Annotated in this window: 16 protein-coding genes; 3 read left to right on the top strand and 13 right to left on the bottom strand. The window is 47.1% G+C overall.

All coding sequences use genetic code 11. From position 1 onward, the window contains the following. Positions 1 to 36: 36 nt before the first annotated feature. Both ABXR35_RS02435 and ABXR35_RS02430 read right to left on the bottom strand, forming a co-directional pair. Complete coding sequence (locus tag ABXR35_RS02435) at positions 37 to 1278, bottom strand: anhydro-N-acetylmuramic acid kinase (protein WP_367054948.1); 1242 nt, start codon at positions 1276 to 1278, stop codon at positions 37 to 39. Between the two features lie 217 nt (positions 1279 to 1495). Continuing rightward, entirely contained in the window at positions 1496 to 2890 is a 1395-nt protein-coding gene (locus ABXR35_RS02430; RefSeq protein WP_367054945.1) for an L-cystine transporter, read from the bottom strand. Between the two features lie 532 nt (positions 2891 to 3422). On the opposite strand from ABXR35_RS02430, the gene ABXR35_RS02425 reads away from it, so the two are divergent. Next, entirely contained in the window at positions 3423 to 5120 is a 1698-nt protein-coding gene (locus tag ABXR35_RS02425; RefSeq protein ID WP_367054942.1) for a methyl-accepting chemotaxis protein, read from the top strand. 99 nt (positions 5121 to 5219) lie between these two features. On the opposite strand, the gene ABXR35_RS02420 is transcribed toward ABXR35_RS02425, so the two are convergent. The 5 genes from ABXR35_RS02420 to ABXR35_RS02400 all read right to left on the bottom strand — a co-directional run bounded on the left by ABXR35_RS02420 (position 5220) and on the right by ABXR35_RS02400 (position 10514). After that, positions 5220 to 6800, bottom strand: coding sequence for a cobyric acid synthase (locus ABXR35_RS02420; protein WP_367054939.1), 1581 nt, complete (start codon positions 6798 to 6800; stop codon positions 5220 to 5222). A 234-nt stretch (positions 6801 to 7034) separates the two neighbouring features. Beyond that, a complete protein-coding gene (locus tag ABXR35_RS02415; RefSeq protein WP_367054936.1) occupies positions 7035 to 7976 on the bottom strand; it encodes an ABC transporter ATP-binding protein in 942 nt (313 codons plus the stop codon). A gap of 27 nt (positions 7977 to 8003) precedes the next feature. Next, positions 8004 to 9044, bottom strand: a complete 1041-nt coding sequence (locus ABXR35_RS02410) for a FecCD family ABC transporter permease (RefSeq protein ID WP_367054933.1) — start codon at positions 9042 to 9044, stop codon at positions 8004 to 8006. Continuing rightward, complete coding sequence (locus tag ABXR35_RS02405) at positions 9041 to 10054, bottom strand: ABC transporter substrate-binding protein (RefSeq protein ID WP_367054930.1); 1014 nt, start codon at positions 10052 to 10054, stop codon at positions 9041 to 9043. The genes ABXR35_RS02410 and ABXR35_RS02405 overlap by 4 nt, the downstream gene beginning before the upstream one ends. 277 nt (positions 10055 to 10331) lie before the next feature. After that, entirely contained in the window at positions 10332 to 10514 is a 183-nt protein-coding gene (locus ABXR35_RS02400; protein WP_367054927.1) for a hypothetical protein, read from the bottom strand. Positions 10515 to 10827: 313 nt separating this feature from the next. Here ABXR35_RS02400 and lplA point away from each other — a divergent pair, with 313 nt between their 5' ends. Continuing rightward, entirely contained in the window at positions 10828 to 11829 is a 1002-nt protein-coding gene (gene lplA, locus ABXR35_RS02395; RefSeq protein ID WP_367054925.1) for a lipoate--protein ligase, read from the top strand. 92 nt (positions 11830 to 11921) lie between these two features. Further along, a complete protein-coding gene (locus ABXR35_RS02390) occupies positions 11922 to 12725 on the top strand; it encodes a Cof-type HAD-IIB family hydrolase (protein ID WP_367054922.1) in 804 nt (267 codons plus the stop codon). A 169-nt stretch (positions 12726 to 12894) separates the two neighbouring features. On the opposite strand, the gene ABXR35_RS02385 is transcribed toward ABXR35_RS02390, so the two are convergent. The 6 genes from ABXR35_RS02385 to ABXR35_RS02360 all read right to left on the bottom strand — a co-directional run bounded on the left by ABXR35_RS02385 (position 12895) and on the right by ABXR35_RS02360 (position 18830). After that, on the bottom strand, positions 12895 to 13812 hold the full coding sequence (locus ABXR35_RS02385) for a response regulator (RefSeq protein WP_367054919.1): 918 nt from the start codon (positions 13810 to 13812) through the stop codon (positions 12895 to 12897). A gap of 1 nt (position 13813) precedes the next feature. After that, positions 13814 to 15205, bottom strand: coding sequence for an ATP-binding protein (locus ABXR35_RS02380; protein ID WP_367054916.1), 1392 nt, complete (start codon positions 15203 to 15205; stop codon positions 13814 to 13816). Between the two features lie 103 nt (positions 15206 to 15308). Next, positions 15309 to 15974 (bottom strand): amino acid ABC transporter permease, encoded by a 666-nt coding sequence (locus ABXR35_RS02375; RefSeq protein ID WP_367054913.1) that lies wholly within the window; start codon positions 15972 to 15974, stop codon positions 15309 to 15311. Positions 15975 to 16113: 139 nt separating this feature from the next. Next, complete coding sequence (locus ABXR35_RS02370; protein ID WP_367054910.1) at positions 16114 to 16767, bottom strand: amino acid ABC transporter permease; 654 nt, start codon at positions 16765 to 16767, stop codon at positions 16114 to 16116. A gap of 114 nt (positions 16768 to 16881) precedes the next feature. Then, a complete protein-coding gene (locus tag ABXR35_RS02365; RefSeq protein ID WP_367054907.1) occupies positions 16882 to 17727 on the bottom strand; it encodes a glutamate ABC transporter substrate-binding protein in 846 nt (281 codons plus the stop codon). 374 nt (positions 17728 to 18101) lie between these two features. Then, positions 18102 to 18830, bottom strand: coding sequence for an amino acid ABC transporter ATP-binding protein (locus ABXR35_RS02360; protein WP_367054904.1), 729 nt, complete (start codon positions 18828 to 18830; stop codon positions 18102 to 18104). Positions 18831 to 19056 lie beyond the last annotated feature (226 nt).

Here is a 19056-nt window from a genome sequence, read left to right as displayed (position 1 = left end):
GAAAACCTGTTTAACTTTATCACAGGAATGTAGTCTCTACAACCCCATCATGCCAAGAATGGTAGGATGGGATGCTCCGGTGACCGCAGGTAAATTGGTCGTTCTGCCCATCAATGCTTCATGCCCTAATAGGGCAAAAGCCATCGCTTCACGCGCTTCATCCGGCACGCCAAAATCCGCAGTGCGACCAAGCATTATCCCTTTCGGCAAGCGTTGTTCCAGCATGCCTAGCAGCGTCAGATTGAACGAACCGCCGCCACAGGTTAGCAGTGTTTTCACCTCATGCTGAGGGATAATCCAACGATCTACTGCCTGTGCAATCGTAGCTGCTGTTAACGCCGTTGCCGTCGCCAATATATCGGCAAAAGAAAGCGATTGCTGTAGCCCCTGCTCTAGACATTGACGCGCAAAGGACGCGCCATACACTTCACGTCCCGTGCTTTTTGGCGGCTTGCGATCATAGTACGGGTCACTCAAATAGGTAGCCAGCAGCGCTTCATTCACCTGCCCACTTCCAGCAATCTCCCCCTGCGGATCATACTGTAGTCTGCCATTCGTTTCGAGCCGTACCAGCTCATCCATCACCATATTGCCCGGTCCTGTATCAAATGCCCAGATGTCCTGCTGCCGTGCTCCAGCGGGCAAAACGGTGGCGTTGCCGATACCGCCAATATTTTGAATGACGCGACCTTCGTGCTCACTACCAAATAGCAATCCATCCACATAGGGCGTTAAGGGTGCTCCCTCTCCACCTGCTGCCATATCCGCTGCTCGAAAATTGCCGATGACCGGAATGCCCGTACGCTCCTGTACGACTGACAATTCGCCAATTTGTAGCGTCGCTCGTACAGCCAGTGGTGTACCCTCCGGTCCCGGAAAAGGCTGCGGTTCCGGCGCATGCCATACCGTTTGTCCGTGCATAGCAATCAGATCAATATCGTCACTGGTCAGCTGCTGTTGTTCTAGTAGTTGCTGTACAGCATAAGCATGCCATTCGCTGATAGCAACATGAGCTTGAACCAGTCGATCAATCCGTGCAGTTTGCGGCGAGCACAATGCTTGCAACCAATCACGCAGTTCAGATGGATATGGGATAAAATGAAAGGCACGAAGCTCTGCCGACGGTGTTGCATTTTCACCTTCTACAATGTGTACAAGCGCTGTGTCCAGCCCATCCAATGATGTGCCAGACATTTGCCCGATCACCAGATGCTGACGCTGACTGCGATACCGCGCGCGAAAGTCCTTATCGTTACAGGATGAAGCAGAATTGCTCATAAACAGCCTCCATTTCCGTGTATGCGTATAGCATAGGACAGACGAATTCCGGTTATTCCTGCAATATCATATAATTACTCGGAAATAGTATAAATGAACACGAACAAAAAAGCATGCAAATTCCGAAAACGCTTCGGCTCTGCATGCTTTCTCTATATTCTAGCTATGCCTACTGGATAGCTTTCTTTATGCTCTAGCTAGGCTTGTCCCTGCTTGCTTACGCCTCTACCGTATCCAAACCGCGATCTGGCTCGTCGTACTTCGCACGATCATGCTCCTTGAGCACGCGACTGCTGACTACCCCCGCTGTCATCGAGCCGCTCACATTCAGCGCGGTACGACCCATATCGATTAACGGTTCGATGGAGATCAACAGCCCTGCAAGTGCAACCGGCATATTCATTGTCGACAATACGATCAATGCGGCAAAGGTAGCTCCCCCACCAACACCCGCTACGCCGAGCGAACTGATCGTTACCACGGCAATCAATGTCAAAATAAACTGCCAATCCAGCGGATTGATACCTACCGTCGGTGCGATCATAATCGCCAGCATGGACGGATAAATACCTGCACAGCCATTTTGCCCAATCGTTGCACCAAAGCTTGCCGACAGATTGGCGATACCTTCCGATACGCCCAGCTTATTCGTCTGCGTTTCCACATTCAGTGGAATCGTTGCCGCACTGGAACGCGAAGTAAAGGCAAAGGTCAGCGTCGGAATAATCTTTTTCACATATTGGAACGGGTTCAGCCCGCTAAATGCCAAAATAATCAGATGAATGATAAACATAACAATCAGCGCTACGTATGAAGCGATTACGAATTTGAACAGGTTCATAATGTCCTGCCCACTGGTTGTAGCTACCATTTTGGCGATAAGCGCCAGAATACCATACGGCGTCAGACGCAAAATGATCGTTACGAGTCGCATGACCACACCATAGATCGACTCCATCAGATTGCGGAATACTTCGCCTTGCTGTGGATTCTTACGCATAAAGCCCAGTGCTGCAACACCGACAAATGCAGAGAAAATAACGACAGCCAGTGTGGATGATGGACGCGCGCCAGTCATATCCTCAAATGGATTGGTTGGAATGAATTCCAACAGCTGTGCAGGTAGCGATTTGTCCTGCACCTCGCCTAGTCGTTCTTCCAGTACCGTACCGCGCTGCTGCTCAGTTTCGCCAACAGGCATACCCTCTGCCGTCAAGCCGAAGCTTAGTGCCGAAGCGATACCGACCGCGGAAGCAACCGCTGTGGTGAGCAGTAGAACGAGCAGAATCGATGTGCTGATTTTACCCAAATTCTGACGACCACTCAGCTTCAAAATTGCCATAATGATCGATACCATAATCAGCGGGATAACGACCATTTGCAGCAAGCCTACATAACCGTTACCGACCAAACTGTACCACTGCATCGAGTCCGACACGATGTCCGAATCTGCCGGATATATCCATTGAATAAGCGCTCCTAGCAGAATACCGAGCAGCAACCCTGTGAATACACGCTTCGTAAATGAAACATGCTTGCGCTGCATCCAGAATAGCACGCCGATTAATACAACCAGCAGAAGCACATTTAAAATAACTAATCCTACGTTCATTCGTTAATTCTCCCCTTTTCTTCTACATTTTGTGTATAAACAACGAATGCCTTGACCATTGTATCATAATACCGAGTAAACAAGTAGTGTTAATCATATGATATATTTTTCGATTTTTTTGCCAATATTTTCGTCATTTTGCGATTTTTTTTATGTTTTTGACATTTTGCGTGCAGAAAGAACTATTCAAACAACGGTCAATTGATATAAAATAAGAAATTATCTAAGCCTTTTTACTTAGTACCTTTAGCATATAAAGAGCCTGGTCTTGTGTTCATACTGATACCAACAGATTATGAATTGACGAAAGCTGGAAGGGAGACGATCCGCTGATTTCATGCCGGATGCTCATAACTACATATATTAAAATCATATGATCTGCTCCATGTAGACGAGTACCGTTTGGATATTACCATGCTTTATGTTAGCTAATGTTACGTCGGGGGAAGTTGTACTGGAAATAAGAATGGATAGACGCAATCGTTGACATCTTAGACTTTACAGCGCGTCAAGTAGAGGAAGGGGAATTCATATGTTTCGTTTTATCAATCAATCGATCAGCCGCAAAATCATGGTGACTTTTGCCTTGCTGATTATCGCGGTCTGCCTGGTCATGAGTATCTTTTTCTATATGATGACTAGAGGGATTGTGGATAAAAACGTGGTGCCTCAGTTCCGTCAGGTGCTGAATATCGCAATGGACGGCATTTTGAAAGATCTCGATAATACACAGGTCATGCAGGCTGCTCAGGGGAACAGCGGTGAGATCATGAAGCTGGAATCGTATTTGGGCGAACAATTGACCGCCTATGAGCTGGATAATCTGTACGTGCTACGTGTCGAAAAAGAAAAAGCGGTCGTTGTTGCTGTTGCGAACAAATCCAAAAACTTCAAAGACGGTCAAGAAGTTGAGCTGAATGAGAATATCAATACAGCAATGGAAAAAGATAAATTGTTAACTGATCTCTATAGCACCAGTACCGGTTCACATGTTACGTATTATTATCATGTCCCAGGCAGCTCGGTACTCGTCGCTGCCAGTATGGATGCGAGCTTTGTCGATGGCATCACAGCCAATCTGATCTGGACGACGCTAATCGTTGCACTATTGGCAGCAATTGTGTGTATGATTGTTGCTTATCGGTTTAGCCGCAAAATCACTCTGCCGTTGGCACGTCTCGTTCGTCATACGCGTCTCGTTGCCGAAGGGAATTTGCAGCAGGATATCAAAATGACTGGCAGCGACGAGATTGCCCAGCTGGCACGCGGATTCCGTCTCATGACTGAAAATCTGCGTACTATGGTTCATCAGGTACTGGATAGTTCCGAAAAAGTCTCCCTCGGTACCGAAGCCTTAACAGCGCGCATTAACAAAATGCAGGGCATGGTCGATCAATCCGTGACCTCGATCAATACGATCAAGGATGGCAGTACAACGATTGCGACTTCCTCTACCGAAAATGCACGTGCTATGGAGGAGATCACGAACGGCATTCAGCATATCGCCACCTCTACTTCTGACATTTCCGAGCAATTGGGCGAAGCGTCTGATCATGCAGTAACCGGTAATGGTATGGCGCAAAATGCTGTAACTCAAATGAATTCAGTCGAGCTGGTTGTTTCCGATACTCGTCAATCGGTACAAATGCTGATCAACCGCTCCGAAGCGATTAGTCAGATTTTACTGTCCATCGGTGAGATTACCAAACAGATTCAAATGCTGTCCCTGAATGCTTCTATCGAAGCAGCACGCGCAGGTGAACATGGACGCGGCTTTGCCGTTGTAGCTGCCGAAGTTCGCAATCTGGCTGACCAATCTCGTGGCGCTGCTCAACAGATCGAATCTGCACTGCAATCCATCCGCGAAGAATCGCTGAAATCAACCGAATCAATGAATCGTGTGAGCGAAGAAGTACAATCCGGTACACGTCTGGTGCAGCAAGCAGGTCAATCCTTTGATCAACTGGTCGAGCTGGTGCAGCAGGTCAATATGACCGTACAATCCGCATCTGCCGCTACTCAGGAAATCTCTGCTGGCTCCGAGCAAGTGAGCGCATCGGTGGATGAAACTGCCGAAATCACCCAAAAAGCATTAGATAATATCAAAGGCATCGCCAAAAATACGCAACGCCAATCGTCCGAAATGCTTGCTTATGCTGCGGTCATGGAGGAACTGAACGAACAAGCAATGGCATTACAAAATGCAGTGAGCAAGTTCAAGTTGAAGTAAACTAGCTCCGATGATGCTGATCCATCATGAATGTAAACAAGCAGAAGTCCATACAGCGACTTCTGCTTGTTTTGTTTGTAATGATAGCAAACTAACGATTTACTCTTCAACCTGTTCTACAGAAGATCGTACAATGGCATAAACCTGCTCCATATTTAGATGCTCACGAACCAATTCCGCCATGCGGTCAAATGCTTGCTGACGATACTGCTCCGTTTGCACCGTTACGATTTGAGGCTCCAATCCCTTCTGCTGCCGCAAAGTATTGAGCCAGTGACGACGAAACTGATCATTGTCAAACATCCCATGAAGATACGTTCCCCATACCGAGCCATCTGGTGAAATACAGCCATCTACAGCTTCATTGTGCAATGTAAACATTGGCTGATGATGCTCCCATTCGACACATACGGTTTCTCCCATATGAATTTCGTAGCCAGTGACAGGAATATTGGTAATAGAGGTTTCCTGAGAAGGAGTGGGCTTCTGCGCGGATAATACCTCACATGCCTCCCTTCGCAAATGACCTTCTACAATAATGGTTTTCTTTTCCGCAGCAAATACGGTGGTTACTGGCAGCCAGTTCAATCCCGGCTCCGTGCGAATATGCGGCGAATCATATCCACCCGGATCAGTCAGCGTATAGCCGAGCATCTGATACCCACCGCAAATACCAATCAATGGCACAGGCTTGTAGGCTCGTAATTGCTGTAACGCCATATCCAGACCGCGCTCACGTATAAACTGCAAATCGGACAGCGTATCCTTGCTGCCCGGTAAAATGACAGCATCCGGTACGCCAAGCTGCCCGGCATGTTCTACATAACGAACCGATACATCCGGCTCTGCCTCCAGCATATCAAAATCCGTGAAGTTGGAGATGCGTGGATAACGAATAACAGCAATATCCAATTCCTTTTCAGGATTATGTCGATACCGTCGCGTTTCCAATGCAAGCGAATCCTCGGCATCTAGCTGCAAACCAAGATCATGTGGCAATACACCAAGCACAGGAATGCCTGTATATTCCTCCAACCAGTCTACGCCCGGCTGTAGCAATGCCGGATCACCACGGAATTTGTTGATGATGATCCCCTTCACCCGTTCACGTTCATGCGGCTCTAGCAATTGTAGCGTTCCAACCAATGAAGCAAATACGCCGCCCCGATCAATATCCGAAATCAACAGCACTGGGGCATCCGCCCAGCCTGCCAGATTCATATTCACAATATCGCGGCTTTTCAAATTAATCTCTGCTGGGCTACCTGCGCCCTCGATCACGACTACATCATGCTTGGCTCGCAATCGATTCAGCGCATCCATCACAAGCTGCTGCGCCTTAGGTAAAAATTCCTCACGGTATGCCCAAGCGCTCATCTGTGCATACGGTTTGCCATGCACAACGATCTGCGAGTGCATATCGCCAGTCGGCTTGATCAAAATCGGATTCATATCCGTCGTTGCCGCTAGCCCACATGCGTCTGCCTGTACTCCCTGCGCACGTCCGATTTCTTTGCCATCAGGAGTAACGTAGGAGTTGTTTGCCATATTTTGCGACTTGAACGGTGCGGTACGCCAGCCGTCCTGACGGAAGATGCGGCATAAGGCGGTAGCAATCATACTTTTGCCCACATCCGAGGCAGTGCCTTGTAACATAATTACGGCTGCCTGCTTGTCCATTGGATCACTCCTTTATGTAGCTGCTCTGTGCAGAGATTATGTTGCTGGATACTAATGATGAAATAAAAGACAGTATGCCGCGTGGATCTGCTGGGCATACTGTTCTGCGATTATACTTTTTCGTGATGATACTTTTTTGCGGAATATTTTTTTCATAATGGTACTTTTTTGCCACGATACTTCTTGTGACGATACTGTTTTTCGATTGTTGCATGGTGCTGAGAGTTTACCATTCTAGTCCACTGATTTACCAGTTTCTGATCCAGCTCTGCGTTTCAATAATAACTGTGGTACATCAATCTCAGGATGATGCACGATGGCAGGCTGAATATGAAACAATTGGCGAATCACGTCTTCCTGCATCAGCTGCTGTGGCGTGTCGTTCCTAATGATCTGTCCATGATCAAGCGCCAGCAATCGATCACAATATCGTGCCGCTAGGTTCAGATCATGAAGCACAGCGATCACAGTAATCCCCGTTTCCTTGCGCCATTGATCCAGCCATTCCATAAAATGCACCTGATACGCAATATCCAGATACGTTGTCGGTTCGTCCAGCAGCAACAGTCTGGGCTGCTGCGCCATTACTTTGCCAAAAGCCACCCGCTGACGCTGCCCGCCACTTAATTGATCTAACGGCTTGTCCGCTAGCGGTAGTAAATCCAGTCGCTCCATAATATCATGCAGCAATGCTTCCACATCCTGCGCTTCATCACGTCCGAGCCAATTTTGATACGGATACCGCCCCATCGCCAACACTTCGCGCACTGGATAATGCAGCGGAGCCAAACCATCCTGACGCAGCACTGCTATGAATCGGGCGATCTCGCGCCGACTATAGCTTGATAAGGGCTTACCGTTTAAGGATACCTGACCAGCATGAGTATGTTCCGTACCAGCGATTAGCTGCATCAATGTGGTTTTGCCGCTGCCGTTCGGTCCGATTACGCCCCAGCATTCGCCAGGCTGTATCGACCAGTCGATACCATGCAGCACTTCGCGGTTATTATAACGCTTGCTTACCTGCTCTAATTGAACAACAGGAGCTACGGTGGAGGGCAATACATCATCTTTGGTTTTTTTGAAGGAAGCAGCCAATGCAGTGGATAGCGGTAAGCCATTCCTTCCATCATCATGCTTCCACTTTTTCCATTGCTCCTTTTCCATCTTCCGCATCCACTCACCTCCTCATCTTTATGCGATTCAGATGATATTCCGCTGCTTTTTGTTCCGATGCAGCAAATAAGCGAAAAACGGTGCGCCCACAAATGCAGTGACTACACCGAGTGGAATCTCAGTCGGTGCCAAAATTGTACGCGCCACAGTATCTGCCCACATCAAAAAAAACCCTCCGCCCAGTGCAGATAGCGGAATCAGCAAGCGATAATCCGACCCAAATAGCAAACGAATCATATGTGGTACCACTAGCCCGACAAACGCAATAACGCCCGATACAGATACCGCTGCCGCTGTCACAAGCGTAGCTACAACCAGTACAATCAGCTTCGTACGATCCACGGCAAGTCCAAGATGCGCTGCTTCCTTTTCACCGAGTGCCAGTATATTCATCGCCCGACTCTGACTCCATAAAAAAACGATACCGATCAGCACATACGGCAGCATCACCGTCACATATGACCATCCGCGCAAACTAAGACTACCCATCGTCCAGAAAATAATCTCGTTTACACTACCTTCTGACATCGACGCCAGAAACGATACAATCGCTCCAAGAAACGACTGCATCACCACGCCCGCCAGAATCAGACTGGCTGTGGGGATGCGTCCTTCCTCCCTCGCTAGCGCCAGTACCGCATATAAGGTCAACGCTCCGGTAACAAAAGCAACCAATGGCAAAGTTCCACTGCCGAACAGCGCATACTGATACCCCGTAAAAATCAATACCGCTGCACCAACCGACGAACCGGATGAAACACCCAATGTAAACGGATCAGCCAACGGATTACGCAGCACCCCCTGAAAGGCGGCTCCCGCTACGCCCAATGCCGCACCAACAAGCAGCGCAAGCAGCACGCGTGGCAAGCGAATTTTTAGCATAATTTGCTGAGCTGCCTCATTCCAATCTGGCGTGATCCAGTGATGTAGCCAAGGCACATGATACAGCAGAATACGCGTAATCTGACCTGCTGGAATATGCACTGATCCGATACCAGCAGTCAGAATGACGCTAAGGATAAGCAGGACTACAAACAGCAGCAGTGGCCATCCTGCTTGACGACTCATTGTTTGACCAGATCAGGGTAGATTGCATGCGCAATCTCTACCAGCCCATCAGTCACACGCGGACCTGGACGGCTAACCAGATCATCGTCTAATCCAAATACCTGATTATTTTTGATCGCTTTGATTTTGTCCCAACCACTGCGGGCGCGAATGATCTGATCCAGACTTTGATTCGTTTTAGAATCGACCGATTCTTTGGAATACAAAATGACATCTGGATCAGCAGCAACGATATTTTCCTCGTTAATCTCATACCAGCCTTCGTTATCGCCAGCAATATTGATGCCACCTGCCAGCGTGATCAGCTCATCCATAAATTCGCCTTTGCCCACGGTCCAGCCCGGGGAGAACTCAATATATACTTTTTTCTTGTCTGCTGCTTTCACCGACGATACAGCATCCGTGACCATTTTCACCTGCTCCTGCATATGGTCAGTCACCTGCTTTGCCTGTGCCTGATGATTCGTAATCTGACCGTACAGTTGAATATTGCTGATTACATCGTCTACCGTTTTCGGTGTTGTTTTGAAAATATTGATTCCCGAAGCGCGCAGCTTCTTCACTAATTCCTCACTGGAAGAAATGCCAGTGAAGACAATATCCGGGTTCAGCGCTACAATCGCTTCTACATCCGGCTCGCTAATACCGCCGATTTTGGCTTTGGTGCTAACCTGCTGCGGATAATCGTCATATTCCGATACACCGACAATCTGCTGATCGAGACCGATAGCGAATAGCGCTTCCGTCTCTGCTGGAGAGATGGATACGATGCGTTTTGGCGCTTCTTTGAATGTAAATGATTGACCAGTCGCATCCTTAATCGTTAGCGGATAGGTCGTTTGCTCACCACTTGTCGCTGTAGATGTATTAGTGCTTTGGGTGGTGCTTTCCGTCGATGGCTGACTGGAAGGTGCTTCCTGCGTTGGAGCACAAGCTGCCAGCAGCAAAGCTAGTGCCATCGTCATCATAACCGAGGACAGCCAGCGTTTGGTGTAACGTGTTGGATTCATTATGGATTCTCCTTTGATCTATTCAGGTTCTGTATTGGACAACCAATCCCTCTGATTATAGGGCAAATTTGCCCTTGTCACAATGCAAATACCATTGTGAACAGCAGGCACATCCCTTTCAAAATCCATAAACAAAAAGCCCTGCCCGTTTCATGATTGGGGCAGAGCTATACGTATCCTACTTTGTTATTTCTATAATGGTACTCTGTCTTAGGCTTGTTCAGTGTAGTCAAATATTACATGTTCACACCTGAACGCACTTTCTGTACAATCACAGTCAGCCCAGTCGATTCTCCTGATCTTTCATGCGGTTTTGCTGATCCGGTTGACGACCTTGATCGGATACACCCTGCTCCAGATCGGGAGCCTGATTGTTACCTTCAACAAACTTCTTCATATCCTGATTGTGACTGTCCTTCTCCTGCTTACTCTTCAGCAATTCTTTGGCTTGATCATTCATGATGAATTTGCCTCCTTATTGCAAGCGTTATCATTATATTACCCTTGTGTCTTTTCTATAAACGTATATTCTGGATTTTACTGGAATTGCAAATCATTCGGACGTTGAACAATACTGTCATGTTGCAACATTCAATTGGTTTTGCCGTCCGTTTCGTTTACAATAAGTAGGCAGGCAGTATGCCCTGTATGCTTCCGTTTGACACACCATGGAGAAGAATTGCATTTCCATTTTCTCCTATACCGATAGATGACAACAGGCAGCAGTCAGGCGGAACTGACCGGTAAGGTAAATTACACTGGAGGAACGTCCCATGCTCTTTATCGATAATCAGGGTATTAACGACCCAACCATCAATCTAGCGATTGAAGAATTTGTGCTCAAGCATTTGCCGATGGATGACAGCTATCTGCTGTTTTATATTAATGAGCCGTCCATCATTATCGGCAAGCATCAGAATACGATTGAAGAGATTAATAGTGAATATGTAAAAGCCAACCATATTCATGTCGTACGTCGTCTGTCTGGCGGCGGTGCGGTATATCACGATCACGGCAATCTGAATTTTAGCTTCCTGACTAAGGACGACGGTCAATCGTTCCACAATTTCCGCAAATTCACCCAGCCTGTTGTTGAAGCACTTCAGCAGCTTGGCGTCGATGCCGAATTGTCCGGTCGCAATGATCTACAGATTGGTGAACGTAAAATTTCCGGCAACGCTCAGTTCTCCACTCGTGGTCGCATGTTCAGTCATGGCACGCTGATGGTCGACTCCGAGCTGGACAATGTACAATCTGCACTCAAGGTGAACCCAGAGAAATTCAAATCCAAGAGCACCAAGTCGGTACGCAGCCGCGTTGCCAACATTTCTGAATTCCTCAAAGAACCGCTCAGCATGCAGGAATTCCGTGCAGAGATTCTGCGTCATATTTTCGGCGTAGAGCCTTCCGAGGTCCCGCAATATGTACTCACTGAAGAAGACTGGAGCAAAATCCACGAAATCTCCGCCGAGCGCTATCGCAACTGGGATTGGAATTACGGTCAATCTCCAGCATCGAATATCAAGCATACACGCAAATTCCCAGTTGGTATTATTGATATTCGTATGGATCTCAAAGACGGTCTGATTGAGGAAATCAAAATCTACGGCGACTTCTTCGGTATCGGCGATGTGGCAGATATTGAAAACCGTCTGCGCGGCAAACGCTACGAGGAGATCAGCGTACGTGAAGCGATGAGCGGCGTGGACATCAAGCATTATTTTGGCAATATCGAGCTGGATGACTTTGTTGGACTGGTTCTGCTGGAAGATTGATTACAGCGCGCTGAATTGGATACTATTACTATAGGTATAGAGATCATCGGTGCCCTTTACAGGGATAACCGAATATAGAGGAGAGAAACTATATGTATAAACTGATTGCAATTGATATCGACGACACCTTGATCAATGATGACAAAGAAGTGACTCCTACAACCCAGCAAGCACTGGAGCAAGCAGTAGCCAAAGGTACAGTGGTTACACTGGCAACCGGTCGCGCTTACGCTTCTGCACAAGCCATCGCTCGTCAAACGGGTCTGAATGTGCCGATCATTACGTATCAAGGCGCGCTAGTTAAAAATCTGCTGGATGAGCAAGTACTGTATGAGCGTTATGTACCAGTTGAAGCAGCGCGCAAGCTGTATGACTACTGCATTGAGCATAATCTGCATCTGCAAACGTATATCGACGACAAGCTGTATGCACGTGAACTGAACCAGCATTTGATCGATTATACAACGCTGAACCGTACGCAATACTATGTAGAGCCGGATTTTGCCAAGCTGATGGAAATGCCAACCCCGAAAATGCTGATCATCGACGATCCTGCATTTCTGGATGAGCTGCAACCGATTCTACGCGAGCTGCTGGGCGACGGCGTGCATATTACCAAATCCAAACCGGAATTTTTGGAAATCATGCACAAGGAAGGAACCAAAGGCGCAGCTCTTACGTTTCTTGCCAACCATTTCGGTTGCGATCTGAAAGAAACGATTGCAATCGGCGATTCATGGAATGACCACGAGATGCTGGAAGCTGCTGGTCTCGGTGTGGCAATGGGCAACGCGATCCAACCACTCAAAGACATTGCTGACTATATTACCGCTAGCAACAACGAAGAAGGCATTACCCAAGTGATTGAGACATTCATCCTGAACGCGGAAGCCTAAGTATCCTTTCACGTTTCATTGGAACTTTTGCTTTTGCGTTCACTCTTCATCTTCCAATAACACCAATACCCAAAAGCACCTTGCCAGAGAGTATAGGATCATCCGTATCTACTATAGATACTCGATAATCCTATACTCACCGCAAGGTGCTTCTTTATTTCGTATTTCTTTATACGCTTTGCATCTGATCCAACGCTTCTAGATACAATACCTGCAAAAACTTTTTGATGCTGACTTTGCTTTTGCCATCATCGCGTTCTTCGTCGATTTCTTTCATCTTAGCGCGAATATCTTCAAAGTCAAAATACAGCGGCGCATAATGCTCAAACTTGGGATTGCCGTAATCAGTCAGTCCAATCGAAGCCAGATGCGTGAGCGCTGTCGTTACTGTACGACGAATACGCTGTTCAATCGCTTTCGCTTCCTTGTCCACTTCACGCGGCGTTGCTTTGTAGGCTGCTGCCACGCCTTCGTACAATTGCTTGAGCGGTGGAAAAGGTCCAGTCTGTCCGCGATGCAGCAGCATTTCCATAATCGCCGTAATATCATTGCAGCCCGCCTCACCGACGATACCCAGATTCATATAGATCGGTCGAATCACTTCGTTTACACTGCGCGGCTTGACCGGCACAGCGCTTTGACGATCAGCGGATAACAAATTAAGAGTATCCAGCTTGGACAGCGACGATTTGAGTTCATTCAGATACTGTCGAATCTCCGAATGCTCACTAACGCGTGACAGCACGGATTCTACCTCAATGCGGTTAATCGGCTTGCGAATGAAAAATTCAATGCCCGACTGATACGCCTCACCGACCATCTCCTGATTCTCAATCTGCGAGATCATGACGTATTTGCCGCCAAAGCCTTGTCGCTTGAGCTGCACAATCGTCTCCAATCCATCCTGATCTGGCATCAGCCAATCAATCAGCACCACATCCGGCTGCGTTTCCAAAATGATACGCATGCCCTCTTCACCGCCGCGCGCAGTCCCCGTCACTTCGCCCAGCTGACTTTCCAAAATAATATTTTCCAGCATCGCGCGTGTTGCTGGATCATCATCCACAATACAAAACGTCAAACCCATACTATTCCCCCTTTTTCAATGCTTCCGTTGGTAGCTTGACTACGAATACAGTATTCCAATGATCATGCTGCCTACCGGATTGCAGCTCAATACTGCCACCCAATGAGATCACGATATCATGCACATGCGATAGCCCGATCCCTGTTGCTGCACTGCCGCCCTCGCCAAATTTGGTTGTAAACCCCGGTTCAAAGATCGTTTCCCGATTTTTCTCTGGAATGCCTTTGCCTGAATCGGATACATGCAATACAGTCCACTTGCCCTCCTGCTCAATCCGCAATTCAATTGCACCGGAATGATCCAATGCCTCGATGGCATTTGCCAGCAGATTGTTAAGCAAGGTGAGCAATGGAATATAGTCCGCAGTCATAAAATCCTGCTCCAGATGCGCGCTGATGACAATTTGCTTTTTCATCATGGACGCGTATTTGCGATTGCCGCGAATCGCATAATCAAGAATTTCTGACATCGCCAGCAGCGTCTGCGCATCCTGATCAAACAGCTTGAGCAGCCCCGCAGCAACGCGCTGCGAATCCTTTTTTACTTCATGTATTTCCTGGGTAATAGCGAGCTGGCGTTGACTGAATTCCTTCAGTTCTGCCTTTTTCAGATCGGTATACAGCCGATAGCTGCTGCTCGTGACGCGCTCAATCGTATCCATCGATTTGCGTAGATAAAAGACCTCGCCATATAGCCCAGAGTTTACCGATAACATCTGTTCCATCCGTTTGTTCTGCTCCACCGATAAGGCTCTGATCTGGCTGACCGCGATACTGCTGTACAAGCCGGTTACGAAAAATCCACGCAAGCCCGCCACCAGCGCAATATAGCCCCATGTTGCCGGATTGAAAATATCCGACCCATTTAGTAGCCAGCGCAAAATCATTTCTACTGTATTGGAACTAAAATCAATACACGTCGCTACTACACCAAGCAGCAGCAGATTCATACGTTCCAGCTGATTTTGAATCAAATACATACCAACCGAAAACGTCAGATAATACAAACCACCTGATGTATGAACACGTAGACTATCCAGCCAGCCCGGCGCTATAGGCAAAAAGAGATGATCCAGCACAACTCGGAATACGATGACCGTTACCGCTGTGTACAAGCCCGTGCGAATGTATGGCAGCCGATTCATCAGCAGCAAAAACAACAAAAATGCGCTGCCACCCAACCCGATGCGGAACAGATCGCCGGGTACCGGATTGATTTTGAATTCACCAGCCACTGCGGTTCCGAGAGCTACAACAAGCATCTGAATTTTCTCATTTCTGAAAAGAGCAGGCATTCGCCCCTCAGCCCCTTTGCGACGAAAACGGGATTGACGTACCTCGATATCCGGCAGCATAGTCTCTGCCGATTTTTGAAATTGTTTATATGTTACCATAAAAATTCCCTCTCATGCTGTTTTCGTCATAAAAACACCTGTCTGTTTATATACCAAAAGCCGGTCTCCTTCCGGAAACCGGCTGCGCATGGATTGTGAAAAGTTAGGCTGTTTTCGTCTCCAATCGTCTGGAGATCATCGACAATGTATAATTTACAACAAAATAGATGATGGCGACAAGCAATAAAATCGGAATGGAATAGTTCGGGCTTTGTCCAATAATAATCTGCGCATTGTGCATCAGCTCTGCCAACGCTACGATCACCGCAAGCGATGTATCTTTCAACAGAGAAATGAATTGACTCACCAGCGGCGGCACCATCCGACGCAAGCCCTGCGGCAATACGATATGCCATAATGTTTGAACCGAACCAAGACCCGACGAGCGTGCTGCTTCGATCTGCCCTTTGGGAATCGACTTTAGACCAGCACGTACCACCTCAGAGATCATCGCCGCTTCAAATAGCGTTAAGGCAATAATTGCCCCGACTGGAATCGAAAACTTAAACTGTAAACCGAAGATCGGAATCTGCGGTACAGCGAATTGTACGAAAAAGATAATCAGCAACAGCGGCAGATTACGCAGCACTTCCACGATTACTGCAAGTACCTGCGACAGCACTGGAATTTTCATATAGCGAATCACGCCGATAATACAGCCGATTACAAAGCTTAATAGTATCGCCCAGAAAGCGACGTATAATGTCATCTTCAACCCTTCCATCAAAAAGCGCAGGTTGTCGGATGAATATGCACCTATAAAATCCATGATACCCCTCCTTCATTCCAGCCTTCTTCCTTATTGACCGTATTCCTCATAATGCCTCACTACCTAGAAGCAAAACGGGATACAACAGGAAGCTTTACGAGCTTGATTAAGCTTTTAAGCTTTAAAAAAGCTATAAGCGTTATGAGCTTTTCGCCAGTTTGCGCTCCAGCATGTAGGAACCGTAGCTCATTGGCAGCGTCAAAATCAGATAAAACATACCCGCAAAAATATATGCACTTACCGTCGCATACGAATCACCGTTTACTTTGTCGGCAAAGTACATCAGATCCAACCCAGCTACGACGGTCAGCACGGACGAGTTTTTGATCAGATTGATAAATTGATTGCTCAGTGGCGGAATCACTAGCTTGATCGCCTGTGGCAAAATAACATGGATCATCGTCTGTACATAGCTCATACCTGACGAACGTGCTGCCTCCATCTGACCTTTGGGCACGGATTGAATACCCGCACGAATCGCTTCTGCGATAAAAGCAGCGGTATAGACGGATAAACCGACCGTACCTGCCTGAAATCCATCCAGTCGCATACCAAACGTAGGCAGTGCATACCAGAAAAAGAATACAATAATGAGCAGCGGAATATTGCGCACAAATTCCACATACGCTGTTCCGATCCACTGCAAGGGCTTAATACCAGTAATGCGGAATATCGCCAGAATGGTTCCGAGTACAAAGCTGGCAATCAATGCAATTACACTCGCCTTAATCGTATTCAGAAAGCCCTCCATATAATAGGGAAAATAATCCGTCAGGATCGAGAAATCGATCATCCTTTATCCCTCCTTTGAAGTAAAAAGGATGGGCGTGGCAGCCCACCCTCTATATCTATGATCGTTCAAAACGTGTACTTCATATGCAACAAGTCAGTCCTTCAAAGCACTGCATTAATTGCTAGCAGGCTCTTTACCAATCCATTTTTTGTATGTTTCGTTGTAAGAACCGTCTGCTTTCATATCAGTCAGACCTTTGTTGATTGCTTCAACGAGTGCAGTTTGACCTTTTTTCACAGCGATACCGTATGGCTCATCTGTAAATGGCTCACCCACTACTTCATAGTTCGGGTCCTGTGCAGCCATACCGTACAGAATAGCATCGTCCGTAGTCAGCGCATCGCCTTGACCTGCTTTCAATGCGTTAAACGCATCTTGATAGTTATCATATTCGAGTACTTTCACGCCTGGTACTTTGGCTTCGATGTTTTTGATCGATGTTGCGCCTTTTGCTGCCAAAATTGTTGTATCCGCTGTTACATCCTGAATGCCTGTAATCGGGCTACCTTTTTTCACGAGCAGAGATTGACCAGCTTGGAAGTACACATCAGAGAAATCGACTTCTTTTTTACGCTCGTCTGTGATCGTCATCGTCGCGATTACCATATCCACATCGCCGTTGTTCAGCATCGGGATACGCGTTTTGGATGTTACTTCTTTCAGCTCTACTTTGCTTTCGTCACCAAGGATGCTTTTCGCCAGAGCATGTGCCATGTCGACGTCAAAGCCTTCAACATTACCGGATGCTGGATCTTTCAGACCGAACAGCTTCGTATCATATTTCACGCCGACAATCAGCTTATCACGCTGCTTGATTTGGTCCAGCTGGGAACTCGCACTTTGTGCACTGCCGTCCGTTCCTGTACTGGCAGATGGTGCTGTAGTTGTGCTGCAAGCGCCAAGGATTGTAACGAGGGAGATCATACAGATTAACAGAAAAGAGAATCTTTTTTTGTTCATGGAATTGGTCTCCTTAATAGTTGTTTTTGGTTTGTACGTTTGCGGATTAGGGTGTTCTGGCAGGGTCCGCTTTGGAAAAGGATTGTCGTTTCGTGCTGCCAAGTCCATCCTTCCGAAACGTACATTGTTGGGAGTGGAGCAGTTGGAGAGATTTTATGTAACTGCCACTCTGGGTGGTGTAACCGTTAGGTTTCGGTTTGAATTTAGATTTGAATCGTATGTTGGATGTTAAGTGTGTTGAATAGGTTAGAGAACAATAAGCATATCGCTCATTGAATAGTTATCCGCGAACTTTCATTGCAATTGTCTGTCAGGTATGAATAAAGATTGCAGTGAACGGGATCAGTAGATAACTAGTATTATGCGTTTTGAAATTAATGGTTTAACAAGCGGCTTAGGAACAGTTGGGCGCGTTCTTCGGCTGGGGCGGAGAAAAATTGCTCGGGTGGTGCTTCTTCGATAATTTTCCCCTGATCCATGAATACGACGCGGTCGGCAACTTCGCGGGCGAAGCCCATTTCGTGAGTAACGACAACCATCGTCATACCTTCACGAGCGAGGTTTTTCATAACGTCCAGCACTTCGCCGACCATTTCAGGGTCAAGAGCGGAGGTTGGTTCATCGAACAGCATAATTTGCGGCTTCATTGCCAAGCCACGGGCGATGGCGACGCGCTGCTGTTGACCACCAGACAGTTGGGAAGGATAGGATTGTGCCTTGTCAGCGATGCCGACTTTTTCCAGGTAGTGCATGGCTGTATCGTGGGCTTCGGATTTGGATACGCCGAGTGCCTTGATAGGAGCCAGCGTGATGTTGTCGATCACCTTTTTGTGCGGGTACAGGTTAAAGTGTTGGAATACCATACCAATATTGCGGCGTAATTTGTTCAGATCGGTTTTGCGCTCATCGACTCGAACACCGTTGACGGTCAGCTGTCCGCTGCTCGTTTCTTCCAAACGGTTGATACAGCGCAGCATCGTACTTTTACCGGAACCAGAAGGACCCAATACTACAACGACCTCGCCCGATTCTACATGCAGATTAATACCAGTCAAAACTTGAAAGTCACCATAATACTTGTTAACTTCATGGAAGGTTATCATCCTTTTCCTCCTTTCGTATGTATCAAATATCCATTTTTAATCATGTATTGTTAGGAATAATGACATTTTTTCTAATGTTAAAAGCTGACTACGTAAAACTACATAATCCTACCGTATATCCATATAAATTCCGCTTTTACTATAAATAATGATCAGAAAAATGCAAAGAAACCGGTATCCAACGATACCGGTTTCTCATTTTAAACAATACATGTTATGAGCACAA

Origin of the sequence: Paenibacillus sp. JQZ6Y-1 (genome assembly GCF_040719145.1) — a bacterium.
Lineage (GTDB): Bacteria > Bacillota > Bacilli > Paenibacillales > Paenibacillaceae > Saccharibacillus > Saccharibacillus kandeliae.
The sequence above is the reverse complement of the archived record's forward strand: the minus strand, read 5'-3'. Positions and strand labels throughout refer to the sequence as shown.

Bases quoted from the DNA above. Each gene is read 5' to 3' on its own strand.
- ABXR35_RS02415 (WP_367054936.1), bottom strand. From the start codon at position 7,976: ATGCGGAAGATGGAAAAGGAGCAATGGAAAAAGTGGAAGCATGATGAT.
- ABXR35_RS02375 (WP_367054913.1), bottom strand. From the start codon at position 15,974: ATGGATTTTATAGGTGCATATTCATCCGACAACCTGCGCTTTTTGATG.
- ABXR35_RS02385 (WP_367054919.1), bottom strand. From the start codon at position 13,812: ATGGGTTTGACGTTTTGTATTGTGGATGATGATCCAGCAACACGCGCG.
- ABXR35_RS02400 (WP_367054927.1), bottom strand. From the start codon at position 10,514: ATGAATGATCAAGCCAAAGAATTGCTGAAGAGTAAGCAGGAGAAGGAC.
- ABXR35_RS02410 (WP_367054933.1), bottom strand. From the start codon at position 9,044: ATGAGTCGTCAAGCAGGATGGCCACTGCTGCTGTTTGTAGTCCTGCTT.
- ABXR35_RS02365 (WP_367054907.1), bottom strand. From the start codon at position 17,727: ATGAACAAAAAAAGATTCTCTTTTCTGTTAATCTGTATGATCTCCCTC.
- ABXR35_RS02435 (WP_367054948.1), bottom strand. From the start codon at position 1,278: ATGAGCAATTCTGCTTCATCCTGTAACGATAAGGACTTTCGCGCGCGG.
- ABXR35_RS02425 (WP_367054942.1), top strand. From the start codon at position 3,423: ATGTTTCGTTTTATCAATCAATCGATCAGCCGCAAAATCATGGTGACT.
- ABXR35_RS02430 (WP_367054945.1), bottom strand. From the start codon at position 2,890: ATGAACGTAGGATTAGTTATTTTAAATGTGCTTCTGCTGGTTGTATTA.
- ABXR35_RS02390 (WP_367054922.1), top strand. From the start codon at position 11,922: ATGTATAAACTGATTGCAATTGATATCGACGACACCTTGATCAATGAT.
- ABXR35_RS02380 (WP_367054916.1), bottom strand. From the start codon at position 15,205: ATGGTAACATATAAACAATTTCAAAAATCGGCAGAGACTATGCTGCCG.
- ABXR35_RS02360 (WP_367054904.1), bottom strand. From the start codon at position 18,830: ATGATAACCTTCCATGAAGTTAACAAGTATTATGGTGACTTTCAAGTT.
- ABXR35_RS02420 (WP_367054939.1), bottom strand. From the start codon at position 6,800: ATGGACAAGCAGGCAGCCGTAATTATGTTACAAGGCACTGCCTCGGAT.
- ABXR35_RS02370 (WP_367054910.1), bottom strand. From the start codon at position 16,767: ATGATCGATTTCTCGATCCTGACGGATTATTTTCCCTATTATATGGAG.
- ABXR35_RS02405 (WP_367054930.1), bottom strand. From the start codon at position 10,054: ATGAATCCAACACGTTACACCAAACGCTGGCTGTCCTCGGTTATGATG.
- lplA (WP_367054925.1), top strand. From the start codon at position 10,828: ATGCTCTTTATCGATAATCAGGGTATTAACGACCCAACCATCAATCTA.